The sequence below is a fragment of the Streptomyces sparsogenes subsp. cuspidosporus genome (assembly GCF_039532705.1).
In the GTDB taxonomy this organism is placed as follows: Bacteria; Actinomycetota; Actinomycetes; order Streptomycetales; family Streptomycetaceae; genus Streptomyces; species Streptomyces sparsogenes.
The window spans coordinates 186,321-199,828 of sequence record NZ_BAAASD010000002.1 but is presented as its reverse complement, the minus strand read 5'-3'; the positions used below and the strand labels follow the sequence as shown (position 1 = coordinate 199,828).

10 protein-coding genes are annotated in these 13,508 nt (G+C 72.8%); all 10 read left to right on the top strand.

The genetic code is table 11. The annotated features are described in order from the left end of the window. Positions 1-11: 11 nt before the first annotated feature. The 10 genes from ABFY07_RS03445 to ABFY07_RS03400 all read left to right on the top strand — a co-directional run bounded on the left by ABFY07_RS03445 (position 12) and on the right by ABFY07_RS03400 (position 13,501). Positions 12-2,210: a bi-domain-containing oxidoreductase gene (locus ABFY07_RS03445; RefSeq protein WP_346172985.1), complete on the top strand. Its 2,199-nt coding sequence runs from the start codon at positions 12-14 to the stop codon at positions 2,208-2,210. Further along, a complete protein-coding gene (locus tag ABFY07_RS03440) occupies positions 2,207-4,183 on the top strand; it encodes an alginate lyase family protein (RefSeq protein WP_346172984.1) in 1,977 nt (658 codons plus the stop codon). Before ABFY07_RS03445 ends, ABFY07_RS03440 begins: the two co-directional genes overlap by 4 nt. 198 nt (positions 4,184-4,381) lie before the next feature. Next, entirely contained in the window at positions 4,382-5,920 is a 1,539-nt protein-coding gene (locus ABFY07_RS03435) for a right-handed parallel beta-helix repeat-containing protein (RefSeq protein WP_346172983.1), read from the top strand. A 1-nt stretch (position 5,921) separates the two neighbouring features. Next, positions 5,922-7,232 (top strand): O-antigen ligase domain-containing protein, encoded by a 1,311-nt coding sequence (locus ABFY07_RS03430; RefSeq protein WP_346172982.1) that lies wholly within the window; start codon positions 5,922-5,924, stop codon positions 7,230-7,232. Between the two features lie 2 nt (positions 7,233-7,234). Next, a complete protein-coding gene (locus tag ABFY07_RS03425; RefSeq protein WP_346172981.1) occupies positions 7,235-8,455 on the top strand; it encodes a glycosyltransferase in 1,221 nt (406 codons plus the stop codon). Then, positions 8,456-9,730, top strand: a complete 1,275-nt coding sequence (locus tag ABFY07_RS03420; protein WP_346172980.1) for a class I SAM-dependent methyltransferase — start codon at positions 8,456-8,458, stop codon at positions 9,728-9,730. Beyond that, positions 9,727-10,521: a glycosyltransferase family protein gene (locus ABFY07_RS03415; protein ID WP_065968079.1), complete on the top strand. Its 795-nt coding sequence runs from the start codon at positions 9,727-9,729 to the stop codon at positions 10,519-10,521. Before ABFY07_RS03420 ends, ABFY07_RS03415 begins: the two co-directional genes overlap by 4 nt. Beyond that, positions 10,518-11,165, top strand: a complete 648-nt coding sequence (locus ABFY07_RS03410; RefSeq protein ID WP_346172979.1) for a PIG-L deacetylase family protein — start codon at positions 10,518-10,520, stop codon at positions 11,163-11,165. Before ABFY07_RS03415 ends, ABFY07_RS03410 begins: the two co-directional genes overlap by 4 nt. Positions 11,166-11,168: 3 nt before the next feature. After that, positions 11,169-12,230 carry an NAD-dependent epimerase/dehydratase family protein gene (locus ABFY07_RS03405; protein WP_346172978.1) on the top strand — a complete coding sequence of 354 codons (1,062 nt, stop codon included), beginning with the start codon at positions 11,169-11,171 and terminating at the stop codon, positions 12,228-12,230. Beyond that, on the top strand, positions 12,218-13,501 hold the full coding sequence (locus ABFY07_RS03400) for a DUF4910 domain-containing protein (protein WP_346172977.1): 1,284 nt from the start codon (positions 12,218-12,220) through the stop codon (positions 13,499-13,501). Before ABFY07_RS03405 ends, ABFY07_RS03400 begins: the two co-directional genes overlap by 13 nt. The last annotated feature ends 7 nt before the right edge of the window (positions 13,502-13,508 follow it).

Here is a 13,508-nt window from a genome sequence, read left to right as displayed (position 1 = left end):
AGAGGACTTCGGTGAAACAGGTCGTACAGAACTACAAGAGCGGTGAGCTGGCGGTGCTCGACGTGCCGGTGCCGGGGTGCAAGCCGGGGGGTGTGCTGGTGCGCAGCGCCTACTCGCTGATCTCCACCGGGACCGAGCTGATGAAGGTGTCCGAGGCCGGCATGTCGATGCTGGGCAAGGCCCGTTCCCGCCCGGACCAGGTGGCCAAGGTCATGCGGAGCGTGGCCACCAACGGGGTGCCCGCCACCTACCGCAAGGTGATGGGCAAGCTGGACTCCTACACCCCGCTCGGCTACTCGCTGTGCGGGGTGGTCGAGCAGGTCGGCGCCGGGATCGACGACGTGGCGGTCGGTGACCTCGTGGCCTGCGCGGGCAACGAGCACGCGCTGCACGCCGAGCTGAACTGGGTGCCGAAGAACCTCTACGCCCGGGTGCCGGACGGTCTCGCGCCGCGGCACGCGGCCTTCGGCACCGTCGGGTCGATCGCGTTGCAGGGCGTCCGCCAGGGCGAGCCGCGCCTCGGTGAGGTGGCGCTGGTCATCGGCCTCGGGCTGATCGGGCAGTTGGTGGTGCAGCTCCTCGCCGCATCGGGAGTCCGGGTCGTCGGTGTCGACCCCGACCCGGTGCGCTGCGGGCTCGCCGAGCGCCTGGGCGCCGTGGCCTGCGGTGACCCCGCCTCCGCCGCCGTGGAGGCCACCGTCGCCGAGCTCACCGACGGCCTGGGTGTGGACCAGGTGTTCCTGGCCGCCGGTGGCGACAGCAACCAGCCCGTCGAGCTGGCCGCCCGGCTGAGCCGGGACCGCGGCCGGGTCGTCGACATCGGCAAGTGCCGCCTGGACCTGCCGTGGAACGCGTACTACGAGAAGGAGCTCGACGTCCGGTTCTCCCGCAGCTACGGCCCCGGTCGCTACGACCCGGAGTACGAACTGGAGGGGCGCGACTACCCGATCGGCTATGTGCGCTGGACGGAGCGCCGTAACCTGGCGTGTTTCCTCGATCTGCTCGCCCGCGGCCGCGTCGACGTGGAGCCCCTGGTCTCCCACGTCGCCGACTTCGACGACGCCGTCGAGACGTACCGGCTCCTGAAGGACGGCGGCCTGAAGGCCGTGGCCGTGCTGTTCCGCTACCCCGGCCGACCCGACCGGGCCGGGGAAGCGGTGGCCCCGGCGGTGGCCGTGCCCGCGGTGAGGCGAAGGGGCGGCGGGGCGGCCGCTCCGGCCCGGGCCGCCGGGGCACCGGTGCGGCTGGCGTTCGTCGGTGCGGGAAACTACGCCACCTCGATGCTGCTGCCGCACCTGACGCGGCGCGACGGTGTCGAGCTGTCGACGGTCGTCACCACGACGGCGCTGTCCGCGGCCAACGCGCAGCGGAAGTTCGGCTTCGCCGGGGCGACCACGGATCTCGACGCGGTGCTCGGCGACAAGTCCATCGACGCGGTGTTCGTGGTCACCCGGCACAGCTCGCACGCCGAACTGACCCGGAAGGCGCTGCTGGCCGGCAAGGCGGTGTTCGTGGAGAAGCCCCTGGCCCTCACCGAGGACGAGCTGGCCGGTGTGCTCGCGGCGGTGGAGGAGTCCGGCAACGACCGGCTGCAGGTGGGCTTCAACCGCCGGTTCGCGCCGCTGCTGCGGGAGGCCAAGCAGCGGTTCGGCGCCCGTCGCGGTCCGGCACACCTGCGCTACCTGGTCAACGCGGGCCGCCTCGACCACGGCAGCTGGTACCTCCGGCAGGGCACCGAGGGTTCGCGGTTCGTCGGCGAGGGCGGGCATTTCATCGACACGGCGAGCTGGCTGCTCGGTGCCGACCCGGTCTCGGTGTACGCCGTCGCCACCTCCGGCAACGACGACCTCCACGTCGTCCTGCGCTACCCGGACGGGTCCACCGCCACCATCAGCTACGTCACCACCGGCCCGTCCGGCTTCCCCAAGGAGACGCTGGACCTGGTCGCGGACGGCCGTGCGCTGCGGCTCGACGACTTCGTCCGTGCCTCGGTCTACGACGGCCGCCGCAAGCAGTGGGTCGGTTCGCGGCTGCCCAAGGCCCGGGACAAGGGCCAGTCCGCCGAGCTGGCCGCGTTCGTCAAGGCCGTACGCACCGGCGGGCCGATGCCGGTGCCACTGGAGTCGCTGGTCGCCACCACGGCGGCCACCCTCGCCGTGCCGGCCGGCTTGGCGGGCGGTGTCCCGGTGACGCCGGCGGAGGCGCGATGACGGTCGGCTCGGGGAGTCCCGGCTGGTACCTGCGGCGGCTGTCCCGGATGGGGCCGCGGGAGGTCGGCGGCCGTGCGGTCGACGCGGTGCGCAGGCGGCGGTGGCGGTCGGCGCCGCCGGACTGCCCGAGCGTGACCGGCGCCCGGTTCACCGCGGTACTGCCCGAAGGGGCGATCGCCGCGGTGTCACCGGACGCCGCGAAACGCCTCGTCGCCGAGGCGGACCGGCTGATGGCCGGGCAGGCCGAGTACTTCGGGGTGGTCCGCGACGACCTGGTCGACCCCGACTGGTGCTACGACCCGAAGACCGGGCGCCGGGCGCCGTGGGGCTACGCCTTCGACGTGCCGTACCGGAACGAGGACGCGGTCGGGGACATCAAGCAGATCTGGGAGCCGTCCCGGCACCAGTACCTCACCCGGCTCGCCGCCGCCTACGCGATCACCGGGAACGAGCGGTACGCCGAGCGGGTGGCCGAGCACCTGCGGTCGTGGTGGGCGGCCAACGCGCCGCTGCGCGGGGTGCACTGGGTCAGCGGCATCGAGCTGGGGATCCGGCTGCTGTCCTGGGTGTGGATCCGCCGGCTGCTCGACGGCTGGCCGGGCGCGGCCGGGCTGTTCGAGGGCAACCCGGTGGCGCGGAACCAGATCTGGCACCACCAGCGCTGGCTGGCCGCCTTCCCCAGCCGGGGGTCCTCGGCGAACAACCACGTCGTCGCCGAGGCCGCCGGGCAGTTCGCCGCGGCCTGCGCGTTCGGCTGGTTCCCCGCCTCGGCGCGCTGGCGGGCCGGTGCGCTGCGGTCGCTGGAGCGGCACCTGCGGAGCAACACCTTCCACTCCGGCCTCAACCGCGAGCTGGCCACCGAGTACCACGGGCTCGTGCTCGAACTCGGCCTGGCCGCGGTGGCCGAGGCGGACGCCGCCGGGGTGCCGGTCCCCGCGTCGATCCGGCTGGTGCTGCTGCGGATGACCGACGCGCTCGCGGCCGTGGTGGACGGCCGGCTGCGGCCGCCGCGCCAGGGGGACGCGGACGACGGGCACGGCCTGGTCGTGGACGGCGCGGGCACCGACCGCTGGGCCTCGCTGCTGGCCACCGGGGACGCCGTGTTCGGCCGGCTCGACTGGTGGCCGACGGTGACCGCCACCGATGTGCGCACCCCGCTGCTGGCCGCACTCGTCCGGCCGTACGGGAAGCACGGAGCGGCGCCGACCGTGGCCCGCCCGGCCCGCCGGCCGGCCCACTTCGCCGACGCGGGGATGACCATCCTGCGCGGGCCGGCGGAGATCTGGTGCCGCTGCGACGGGGGTCCGCACGGGTTCCTGTCCATCGCCGCGCACGCCCACGCGGACGCGCTGTCCGTGGAGGTCCGGCACGACGGGGTCGACGTGCTCGCCGACCCGGGGACGTTCTGCTACCACGGGCAGCCCGCGTGGCGGCGGTACTTCCGGTCGACCCTCGGCCACAACACCCTGCAACTGGACGGCGGTGACCAGTCGGTCTCCGGCGGCCCGTTCCTGTGGACCCGCCATGCCCGCAGCCGCGTCCTGCTCGCGGACACCTCCGGCGCCTCCGCCGGGGGCTCGGCCCGCTGGTGCGCCGAGCACGACGGTTATCTGCCCTCCGTGCACCGCCGCCGGGTGGAGCTGACACCCGCGGCCGAGGAGCTGACAGTGGTCGACGAGGTGCGCGGCCCCCGCCGGGCCGTGCGCCTGGCGTTCCACCTCGGCCCGGCGATCGCCGCTGACCTGGTGGGGAACCGGGCACGGCTCACCTGGACCCGGGACGGCGAGGACCGCTCCGCGGTGCTCGACCTGCCCGGGCAACTGTCCTGGCGGGCGCACCGCGGGGAGACCGACCCGCCACTGGGCTGGTACTCGGCGGGCTTCGGGCGCAAGGAACCCGCCACCACGCTGGTCGGTACCGGCTTCGCCGACGGCGTGGAGGGGTTCACCACCGTACTCAGGTTCCGCGGCTAGGGGGTGTCTTGTGGATCAGGCTGGATCAGCGAGCGGCGTCTGGGGCGTCCAGCCGCAAGGCGGAGGAGGAGAGCGCAGCGGCGCTGCGTGCGACGACGACAACGCAGCCGGGGGCACCTCCCGGGCGAAGCCTGGGGGCGGGCGTGCCAGGCGTCGGGAGCCCAGCATGATCCACAAGACACCCCCTAGGAGGGGCGCGTGGTGATCGGGAGGGGGCACCGGGCGTGGCCGGCGGCGCCGCTGGTGCTGGTCCTGCTGGCGGTGACCGGCTGTACGAGCGCGTCGGACGCCCCGGCGGAGCCGACCGGTGCGTCCGCCACGTCCGGTGCGCCCGCCAGGTCCGTCGCCCGGGTGTGCGCCGAGCCCGCGGCCGGGCCGGCGAAGGCGCCGCCGGGCGCGGTGACGGTCGACCCCGCGGTGGTCGGCGACCTGGCCGCGAAGACCAGGAGCAGCCCCGCGCACACCACGTTCTGGCTTCGACCGGGCGAGCACAGGCTCGAGCCGGACCGCTACGCCCAGGTCGTGCCCAAGCGGGGGGACCGCTACCTCGGCGCGCCGGGCGCGGTGCTCGACGGCCGGAAGGTCAACCAGTACGCGTTCGGCGGTACCGCCCGCGACGTCACCATCAGCCATCTGACCGTGCAGCGTTTCGTCGCGCCGAACAACGAGGGCGTGGTCAACCACGACATGGCCGACGGCTGGGTGATCGAGCACGCGAAGATCCAGGACAACTCCGGCGCGGGGCTGATGGCCGGGGCCCGCCAGCGGGTCCGCGCCAGCTGTCTGCGCGACAACGGGCAGTACGGAATGAACGCGTACAAGACCGGCGACTCCATCAGGGGCCTGGTGGTCGAGGGCAACGAGATCACGGGCAACAACACCGACGACTGGGAGCGGCGGCGGCCGGGTTGCGGCTGCACCGGAGGCGTCAAGTTCTGGGCCGTCAACGGCGCCGACATCCGCGGCAACTGGGTGCACGGCAACCGCGGAGCCGGGTTGTGGGCGGACAACAACAACAACGACTTCCGCATCGAGGGCAACCTGCTGGAGGCCAACGACGGTGCCGCGCTGGTGTACGAGACCAGCTACAACGCGGTCATCCGCGACAACACCATCCGGCGGAACAACTGGGTGGAGGGCCGCGAGAACGCGGCCCGCGGCGACGACTTCCCGTACGCGACGGTCTATGTGTCCGAGGCCGGCGGCGAACCACGGGTCCCGGCCCGCACGGACAAGATCGACATCTACCGGAACGTGCTGGAGAACAACTGGAACGGGATCACCCTGTGGGAGAACGCCGACCGGTTCTGCAACAGCCCGGCCAACACCTCGACGGGCTACTGCACCTTGCTGGTGAAGGACACCGCCCGCTGCGCGCGGCCGGCCATCGCCACCGCACCGCTCTACGCCGACTGCCGGTGGAAGACCCAGCGGGTGGACATCCACGGCAACCGCTTCGTGCTGGACACGTCCGTCGTGAAGTGCGCGGCGGAGTGCGGCCGCATGGCGGTGCTGGCCAACTACGGCACCTATCCGGACTGGTCGCCGTACCGGGGCAAGCGGGTGGCCGAGGCGATCACCCACAAGCAGCACAACCGCTGGCACGACAACGTCTACCGCGGGCCGTGGAGCTTCGTCGCGGGCGACCCGGGGCACACGCTCGAACCCGGGCAGTGGCAGGGCGCCTCGTACCAGCAGGACACGGGCAGCGCCTTCGGCCCACAGGCCGGTGATTGAGATGGCCGGGGAGCTGATGCGCGGCGGGCCGCCGGGCGGACCGGACGCGGCGGGTACGCGGCCCGGTGCCGCACCACGCCCCGCCGGCCCGCCGAAGGCCGTCTGGATGGTCTGGGCGCTGCTGGGCCTCAACACACTCGGCTCCGCCGGGGCGAAGACCATCGTCACGCTGCCCCGCTCCCTCATCCAGATGGCCACCATGGGGGCGCTGGTCGCCGCGTTCGCGCTGGCGCTCCTGCTCAATCTGCACCTGCGCGTCCGGGCCAGCGCCTTCGTGTTCCTGCTCACCCTGCTGCTGGTGCCGAGCGTGATCTCCAGCGTGCACCTGGGAGTCGGGCCCGGCGCGCTGTTCCGCTGCACCCGGCTGGCTCTGTTCGTCGGCACGCTGTGGCTGCTCAGCCGCTGGTGGGACGGCGGCCTGACGTTCGTCCGCCACCACATCCGGATGTACTTCGCGGTGCTCGTGTCGGTGGCCGTCGGCCTGGCCGTCTCACCGGGCACGGCCATGCCCGAGTACTACGGCGGGCGGCTGGTCGGCGCCTTGTGGCCGCTCACCCCGCCGCAGATCGGACAGTACTCGGCGGTGATCATCGGGCTCACCGTGCTGCTCCTGCTGGGCCGCCGGACCACCGGGGCCGGCGCGGCGCTGGTCATCGTGCCGACGCTCGTGCTGCTCGCGATGACCCACACCCGGACGGCCACGGTCGGTCTGCTCGTCGGGCTGGTGCTGGCGATCGGCTCGCTCATCCTGACCAGCGCCGCCGCCCGCCGGTTCTTCGCCTGGACGGTGCTGTGCGCCACGGTGGCCGCGGTGGCGTTCAGCTCCGCGCTGCGGGCGTGGTTCCTGCGCGGGCAGAGCCAGGAGAACTTCTCCAACCTCACCGGCCGGGCCAAGGTCTGGGACGCCCTGCTGGCAGCGCCCCGGACCACCGGGGAGAAGGTGTTCGGCACGGGCCTGGGCGACAAGTCCTTCGGCGGGCTGCCGATCGACAACAGCTGGCTGGCCGTCTACAACGAGCAGGGTCTGGTCGGCATCGCCATCGTGGCGGCGATCCTCCTCGTGCTGGGCGGCGTCGCGCTGCTGCGGCCGCCGTCGCTGCCGAGGGCCTGCGCGATCTTCCTGATCAGCTATGTCGCGATCTCGTCGTACACCGAGGCCGGTCTCGGCGACGCCTCGCCCTACCTGCTTCATCTGGCCCTGGCCGCCTCGCTCCTCGTGGCACCGGCACCCGCCGCGGCCGGGCCCTTCCCGACGCCCGCTCCCCCTCGACGACGTGTCCCGCGCTGGGCCCGGGACCGGAAGGTGACCTGAGCATGCACGTCCTCGTGGTGCACAACCGCTACTCCTCGGCGCAGCCGAGCGGGGAGAACAGGGTCGTCGACGAGGAGGTGGGGCTGCTGCGCGCGGCCGGCCACCGGGTCGACGTGTTCGAGCGGCGCAGCGACGACATCGCCACCCGGTCCCTGCTCGGCAAGGCCGCGGTGCCGCTCCTCGTACCGTGGAACCCGGCGGTCCGCACGCAGCTCGCCGCCCGGCTGCGCGCCGAGCGACCGGACGTGGTGCACATCCACAACGTCTTCCCGCTCCTGTCGCCCGCGGTGCTGGCCGCCTGCGCCGATGCCGGCGTGCCGGTCGTCGCCACGCTGCACAACTACACCCAGGTGTGCCCGCCCGGCACGCTGCACCGGGACGGCCGGCTGTGCACCGAGTGCGTCGGGTCGGCGGTGTCCCTGCCCGCCGTCCGGCACGGCTGCTACCGCGGCTCCCGGCTGGCGACGGTGCCGCTCGCGGTCAGCCTGTCGGTCAACCGTCGGCGGTGGTGGTCCGGCGTGGAGCGGTTCTTCTGCATCTCCGCGGCGCAGCGCGACATCCTGGTGCGGTCCGGCATGCCGGGTGAGCGGCTGGCGGTGAAGCACAACTTCGTGCCCGACCCGGGCGCGCGCCGGGTGGGCGACGGCGAGCATCTGCTCTTCCTCGGGCGGCTCGCGGAGGCCAAGGGCGTGCGGCTGCTCATGGCCACGTGGGACCGGATCGCAGCGGGCGGCGGTGTGGGGGTGCCGCTCGTGATCGCCGGCGCGGGGCCGCTGGAGGCCGAGGTGGCCGCCTGGGCGGCGGGCCGGGACGACGTGCGGTACGCCGGGCTCTACGACCCGGATCAGTGCCGGCGGGCCATCGCGCGCTCGGTCGCCGTGGTGGCTCCCTCGATGTCCCTGGAGACGTTCGGCCTGGTGGTCGCGGAGGCGATGGCGGCGGGGGTGCCGGCCGTCGCCGCCGGTCACGGCGCCTTCGTCGAACTCGTCGAGGAAGGGGTGACCGGGTTGCTGCACCGGCCGGGCGAGGCCGCCTCGCTGGCGTCCTGCCTGCGCCGGATCACGGCGGAGCCGGACCGCAACCGGGACATGGGCCGGGCGGCCCGGCGCCGTTACGAGCAGGGCTTCAGCCCGGCCGTCGGCCTCGAGCGCCTGGTGGACGAGTACCGCACCGCGATCGCGGGGCGGTCGGAATCAATGGGGGGAATCAATGGGGGGCAGTAAATGACACGATGCCGACTCTGCGGCTCGGCGACCCTGGCGAGCGTCGTCGATCTGGGGGCGACCCCGCCGTGTGAGAGTTTTCTCGCCGCGGACCAACTGGACGAGCCGGAACCGGCGTACCCGCTGCACCTGCGGGTCTGCACCGACTGCTGGCTCGCGCAGATCCCTCCGCTGATCACTCCGGAGGAGACGTTCACGCAGTACGCGTACTTCTCCTCCTACTCGACCTCCTGGGTCGAGCACGCGCGCACGTTTGTCGCCGACGCCGTACAGCGGGTGGGTCTCGGCCCCGACGCCTTCGTGGTCGAGGTCGCGAGCAACGACGGCTACCTGCTGAAGCACGTGGTGGACCGCGGGATCCGCTGCCTGGGCATCGAGCCGTCGGTGAACGTCGGCGCCGCGGCGCGGGAGGCGGGTGTGCCCACGCTCACCACGTTCCTGGACCCGGCCACCGGCGCGGACGTCCGTGCCGGGCACGGCCCGGCGGACCTGGTCGTGGCCAACAACGTGTACGCGCACATCCCCGACGTGGTCGGGTTCACCCGGGGGCTGCGCGCCCTGGTCGCCGACGACGGCTGGGTCTCCATCGAGGTGCAGCACCTGCTGACGCTGATCGAGGAGAACCAGTACGACACGATCTACCACGAGCACTTCCAGTACTACACGGTCGCGTCCGCGGCCCGGGCGCTGGCGAGCGGTGGACTCGCGCTGGTGGACGTCGAGCTGCTGCCCACGCACGGCGGTTCGATCCGGCTGTGGGCCCGGCCGGCCGAGGCGGCCGGCGAGCCGAGCGATGGGGTCTCCCCTGCTCGAGCGGAGCCGAGAGCTCGGGGAAGGGTGGCCGAGGTGCTGGACCGGGAGAAGGCCGCCGGGCTGCGGGAGCTGTCCGGGTACACCGAGTTCTCCACCCGGGTGGCCAAGGTGCGCCGGGACCTGCTGCGGTTCCTCATCGAGGTGGCCGAGCGCGGCGAGACGGTCGTCGGCTACGGCGCCCCGGGCAAGGGCAACACCCTGCTCAACCACTGCGGCATCCGGCCCGACCTGCTCCCGTACACGGTCGACCGCAACCCCTACAAGCACGGCAGGTTCACCCCGGGCACCCGCGTCCCGATCCTGCCGCCCGAGCGGATAGCCGCCGACAAGCCGGACTACGTCCTCGTCCTCCCGTGGAACCTGCGGGCGGAGCTGATCGAGCAGCTGTCCTTCGTACACGACTGGGGCGGCCGGCTGGTCTTCCCCATCCCGGAACTGAGCATTGTCGAGGTGGGGTCATGAAGGTCGTCCTGTTCTGCGGCGGCTACGGGATGCGGATGCGGAGCGGCGCCGCGGACGACGTGCCCAAGCCGATGGCGATGGTCGGCCCGCGGCCGCTGATCTGGCACGTCATGCGCTACTACGCGCACTTCGGGCACACGGAGTTCATCCTGTGCCTCGGCTACGGGGCCCACCACATCAAGAAGTTCTTCCTCACCTACGAGGAGACGACGTCCAACGACTTCGTGCTGCGGGGCGGGCGGACCGAGCTGCTGTCCACCGACATCTCCGACTGGACGATCACATTCGCGCAGACCGGCATCGAGTCACCGATCGGGGAGCGGCTGCGCCGGGTGCGGCACCACCTGGACGGCGACGAGATGTTCCTCGCCAACTACGCCGACGTGCTCACCGACGCCCCGCTGGACGAGATGATCGACCGGTTCGCCCGGCGCGACGCCGGTGCGTCGATGATGGTGGTGCCGCCGCAGTCCTCGTTCCACTGCGTGGACCTGGGCGACGACGGCCTGGTGGGGGGCATCACCGCGGTGAGCGACCTGCCGCTGTGGGAGAACGGCGGCTACTTCGTGCTCCGCCAGGAAGTCTTCGACCACATCCCGGAGAACGGGGACCTGGTCGCCGACGGATGCGCCCAGCTGGCCAAGCGGGGCCGGCTGGTGGCGCACCAGCACCGCGGCTTCTGGAAGCCGACCGACACCGTGAAGGAGCGGGCCGCGCTCGACGCCGCCTACGCCCAGGGCCACCGCCCGTGGGCCGTGTGGGAGCGGGACAGCGCCGGAGCGCGGGCGTGATCCGGCTCGGGGCCGGGCGCCTGGACCGGATCGTCGCGGTGGGCGCGCACTGCGACGACATCGCCATCGGCGCCGGCGGCACGCTGCTGACGCTGTGCCTCGCGCGGCCGGGCATCCGTGTCGACGCGCTGGTGCTCTCCGGCGGTGGCGGCGAGCGGGAGCGGGAGGAGCGGGCCGCGCTGGCCGCCTTCTGCCCGGGCGCCGACCTGCGGCTGACCGTGCACAAGCTGCCGGACGGCCGGCTGCCCGCGAACTGGGACGAGGCCAAGGCCGCGGTCGAGGAGCTGCGCCTGCGGACCGTTCCCGATCTGGTGCTGGCCCCGCGGACCGACGACGCGCACCAGGACCACCGCGGCCTGGCGGAGCTGATGACCACCGCGTTCCGCGACCATCTGGTGCTGCGCTACGAGATCGTCAAGTGGGACGGCGATCTCGGCCGCCCGGTGGCGTACCAGCCGCTGGCGCCGGAGGTCGCCGAGGAAAAGGTGCGGCTGCTCCAGGAGCACTACCCCTCGCAGCGGCACCGGCCCTGGTACGACCGCGAGGCCTTCCTCGGCCTCGCCCGGATCCGCGGCATCGAATGCCACGCGCGCTACGCCGAAGCGTTCGCCGTCACCAAACTCACTCTCGACCTGGGGGAATGAACCTTGCGCGTACTGCTGACCGGGCACCAGGGCTACCTGGGCACCGTCATGGCCCCCGTCCTCACGGCCGCCGGGCACGAGGTCGTCGGCCTTGACTCCGGACTGTTCGCCGACTGTGTGCTGGGCCCGCGGCCCGCGGACCCTCCCCCAGTCGGCGCTGACGCGCCTGTGGGCGGTGCCCCCGGGCGCCGGGTGGACCTGCGGGACGTCACGGCCGAACACGTGGCCGGGGTGGACGCCGTGATCCACCTGGCCGCGCTGTCCAACGACCCGCTGGGAGCGCTGGCCCCGGACCTCACCTACGACATCAACCACCACGCGTCCGTACGCCTCGCCCGGCTGGCCCGCGAGGCCGGGGTGCGGCGCTTCCTGTACGCGTCGACCTGCTCGGTCTACGGCGCCGCCGGCGGCGACGAGCTGGTGGCCGAGGACGCCCCGCTGCGCCCGGTGACGCCGTACGCGGAGTCCAAGGTGCGGGTGGAGGACGATCTGCACGCGCTGGCCGACGGCGACTTCAGCCCGGTGTACATGCGCAACGCCACCGCCTTCGGCTACTCGCCCCGGCTGCGCGCCGACATCGTGCTGAACAACCTGGTGGGCCACGCGCTGCTGTCCGGCGAGGTGCTGGTCCTCTCCGACGGCACCCCCTGGCGCCCGCTGGTGCACGCCGTCGACATCGCACGGGCCTTCGCGGCCGCGCTGTCCGCACCGCGGGAAGCGGTGCACGACCGGGCGTTCAACATCGGCAGCGAGATCAACAACGTCACGGTCGCCGAGATCGCCGAGCAGGTCGCCGAGGCGGTGTCCGGCGCGCGGGTGGTCATCACCGGGGAGACCGGTGCCGATCCGCGCTCGTACCGGGTGGACTTCTCCCGGTTCCGCGCCGCGGTGCCCGGCTTCGACTGCGAGTGGACGGTGAAGCAGGGCGCGCTCGAACTCGCCGACGCCTACCGGAAACACGGGCTGACCCGGGAAGGCTTCGAGCGGCGCTTCACCCGGCTGGCCCATCTGCGCGCGGCGTCCGAGGCCGGCGCCGTGGACGAGACCCTGCGGTGGCGCCGGTGACCGCGGCGGGCGACGAGATGTACGCGCTGGTGGAGCGGTTGTACCCACTGTGCCGGAGCATCACGGGTGACGGTGTGCGGGCCACCCTGGAGATCGTCGGCGAGTACGTTCCGCTGCGGGTGCACGAGGTGCCGACCGGGACTCAGGTGCTCGACTGGACGGTGCCGCAGGAGTGGAACATCCGGGACGCGTACATCGCCGACGCCACCGGCAAGCGGGTCGTCGACTTCGCCGCGTCCAGCCTGCACGTGCTCGGCTACAGCGTGCCGGTGTCGGCGACCATGCCGCTGGCCGAGCTGCGCGGACACCTGTACACCCTGCCGGAACACCCGGCTTGGGTGCCGTACCGCACCAGTTACTACCAGCCGGAATGGGGGTTCTGCCTGACCCAGGAGACCCTGGACGCGCTGCCGGACGGCGAGTACGAGGTGTGCGTCGACTCCACGCTCGCGGACGGCCACCTCACCTACGCCGAGCACGTGGTCCCCGGCCAGGTCCCCGACGAGGTGATCGTCTCCTGCCACGTCTGCCACCCGTCGCTGGCCAACGACAACCTGGCCGGCATCGCGGTGGCGACCTTCCTGGCCAGGGCGCTGGCCGAGCGGACGCCGTACTACACCTACCGGTTCGTCTTCGCGCCCGGCACCATCGGCGCCATCACCTGGCTGGCCCGCAACACGGATCGGATCGACCGGGTCAAGCACGGGCTCGTGCTGGCCTGCGCCGGCGACCCGGGCCGGCTGACGTACAAGCAGAGCAGGCGCGGCGACGCGGAGATCGACCGGGTGATGCGGCATGTGCTGGCCGCGTCGAAGCGCCCGCACCGCGTCACCGAGTTCACGCCGTACGGCTACGACGAGCGGCAGTTCTGCTCCCCCGGGTTCGATCTCGGCGTGGGCTCGCTCAGCCGGACCCCGTACGCGGGCTACCCCGAGTACCACACCTCGGCGGACAACCTGGACTTCGTCTCCCCCGCGGCGATGGCGGACACGCTCGCCCTCTGCCGCGAGGCGTTCGCCGTCCTCGACCGCAACCGGCGGTACGTCAACCTCAGCCCGTACGGCGAACCGCACTTGGGCCGACGTGGGTTGTACGACGCGCTCGGCGGCCGCAGCGACACCAAGCAGGCCCAGATGGCCATGTTGTGGGTGCTCAGCCTCTCCGACGGCGAGCACGGTCTGCTGGATGTCGCCGAGCGGTCCGGGCTGCCGTTCGACACCGTCGCCGCCGCGGCCGACGCCCTGCACGGCGCCGGGCTGATCAAGGCATGACCCCGAT

Bases quoted from the DNA above. Each gene is read 5' to 3' on its own strand.
- ABFY07_RS03430 (WP_346172982.1), top strand. From the start codon at position 5,922: ATGGCCGGGGAGCTGATGCGCGGCGGGCCGCCGGGCGGACCGGACGCG.
- ABFY07_RS03420 (WP_346172980.1), top strand. From the start codon at position 8,456: ATGACACGATGCCGACTCTGCGGCTCGGCGACCCTGGCGAGCGTCGTC.
- ABFY07_RS03440 (WP_346172984.1), top strand. From the start codon at position 2,207: ATGACGGTCGGCTCGGGGAGTCCCGGCTGGTACCTGCGGCGGCTGTCC.
- ABFY07_RS03425 (WP_346172981.1), top strand. From the start codon at position 7,235: ATGCACGTCCTCGTGGTGCACAACCGCTACTCCTCGGCGCAGCCGAGC.
- ABFY07_RS03415 (WP_065968079.1), top strand. From the start codon at position 9,727: ATGAAGGTCGTCCTGTTCTGCGGCGGCTACGGGATGCGGATGCGGAGC.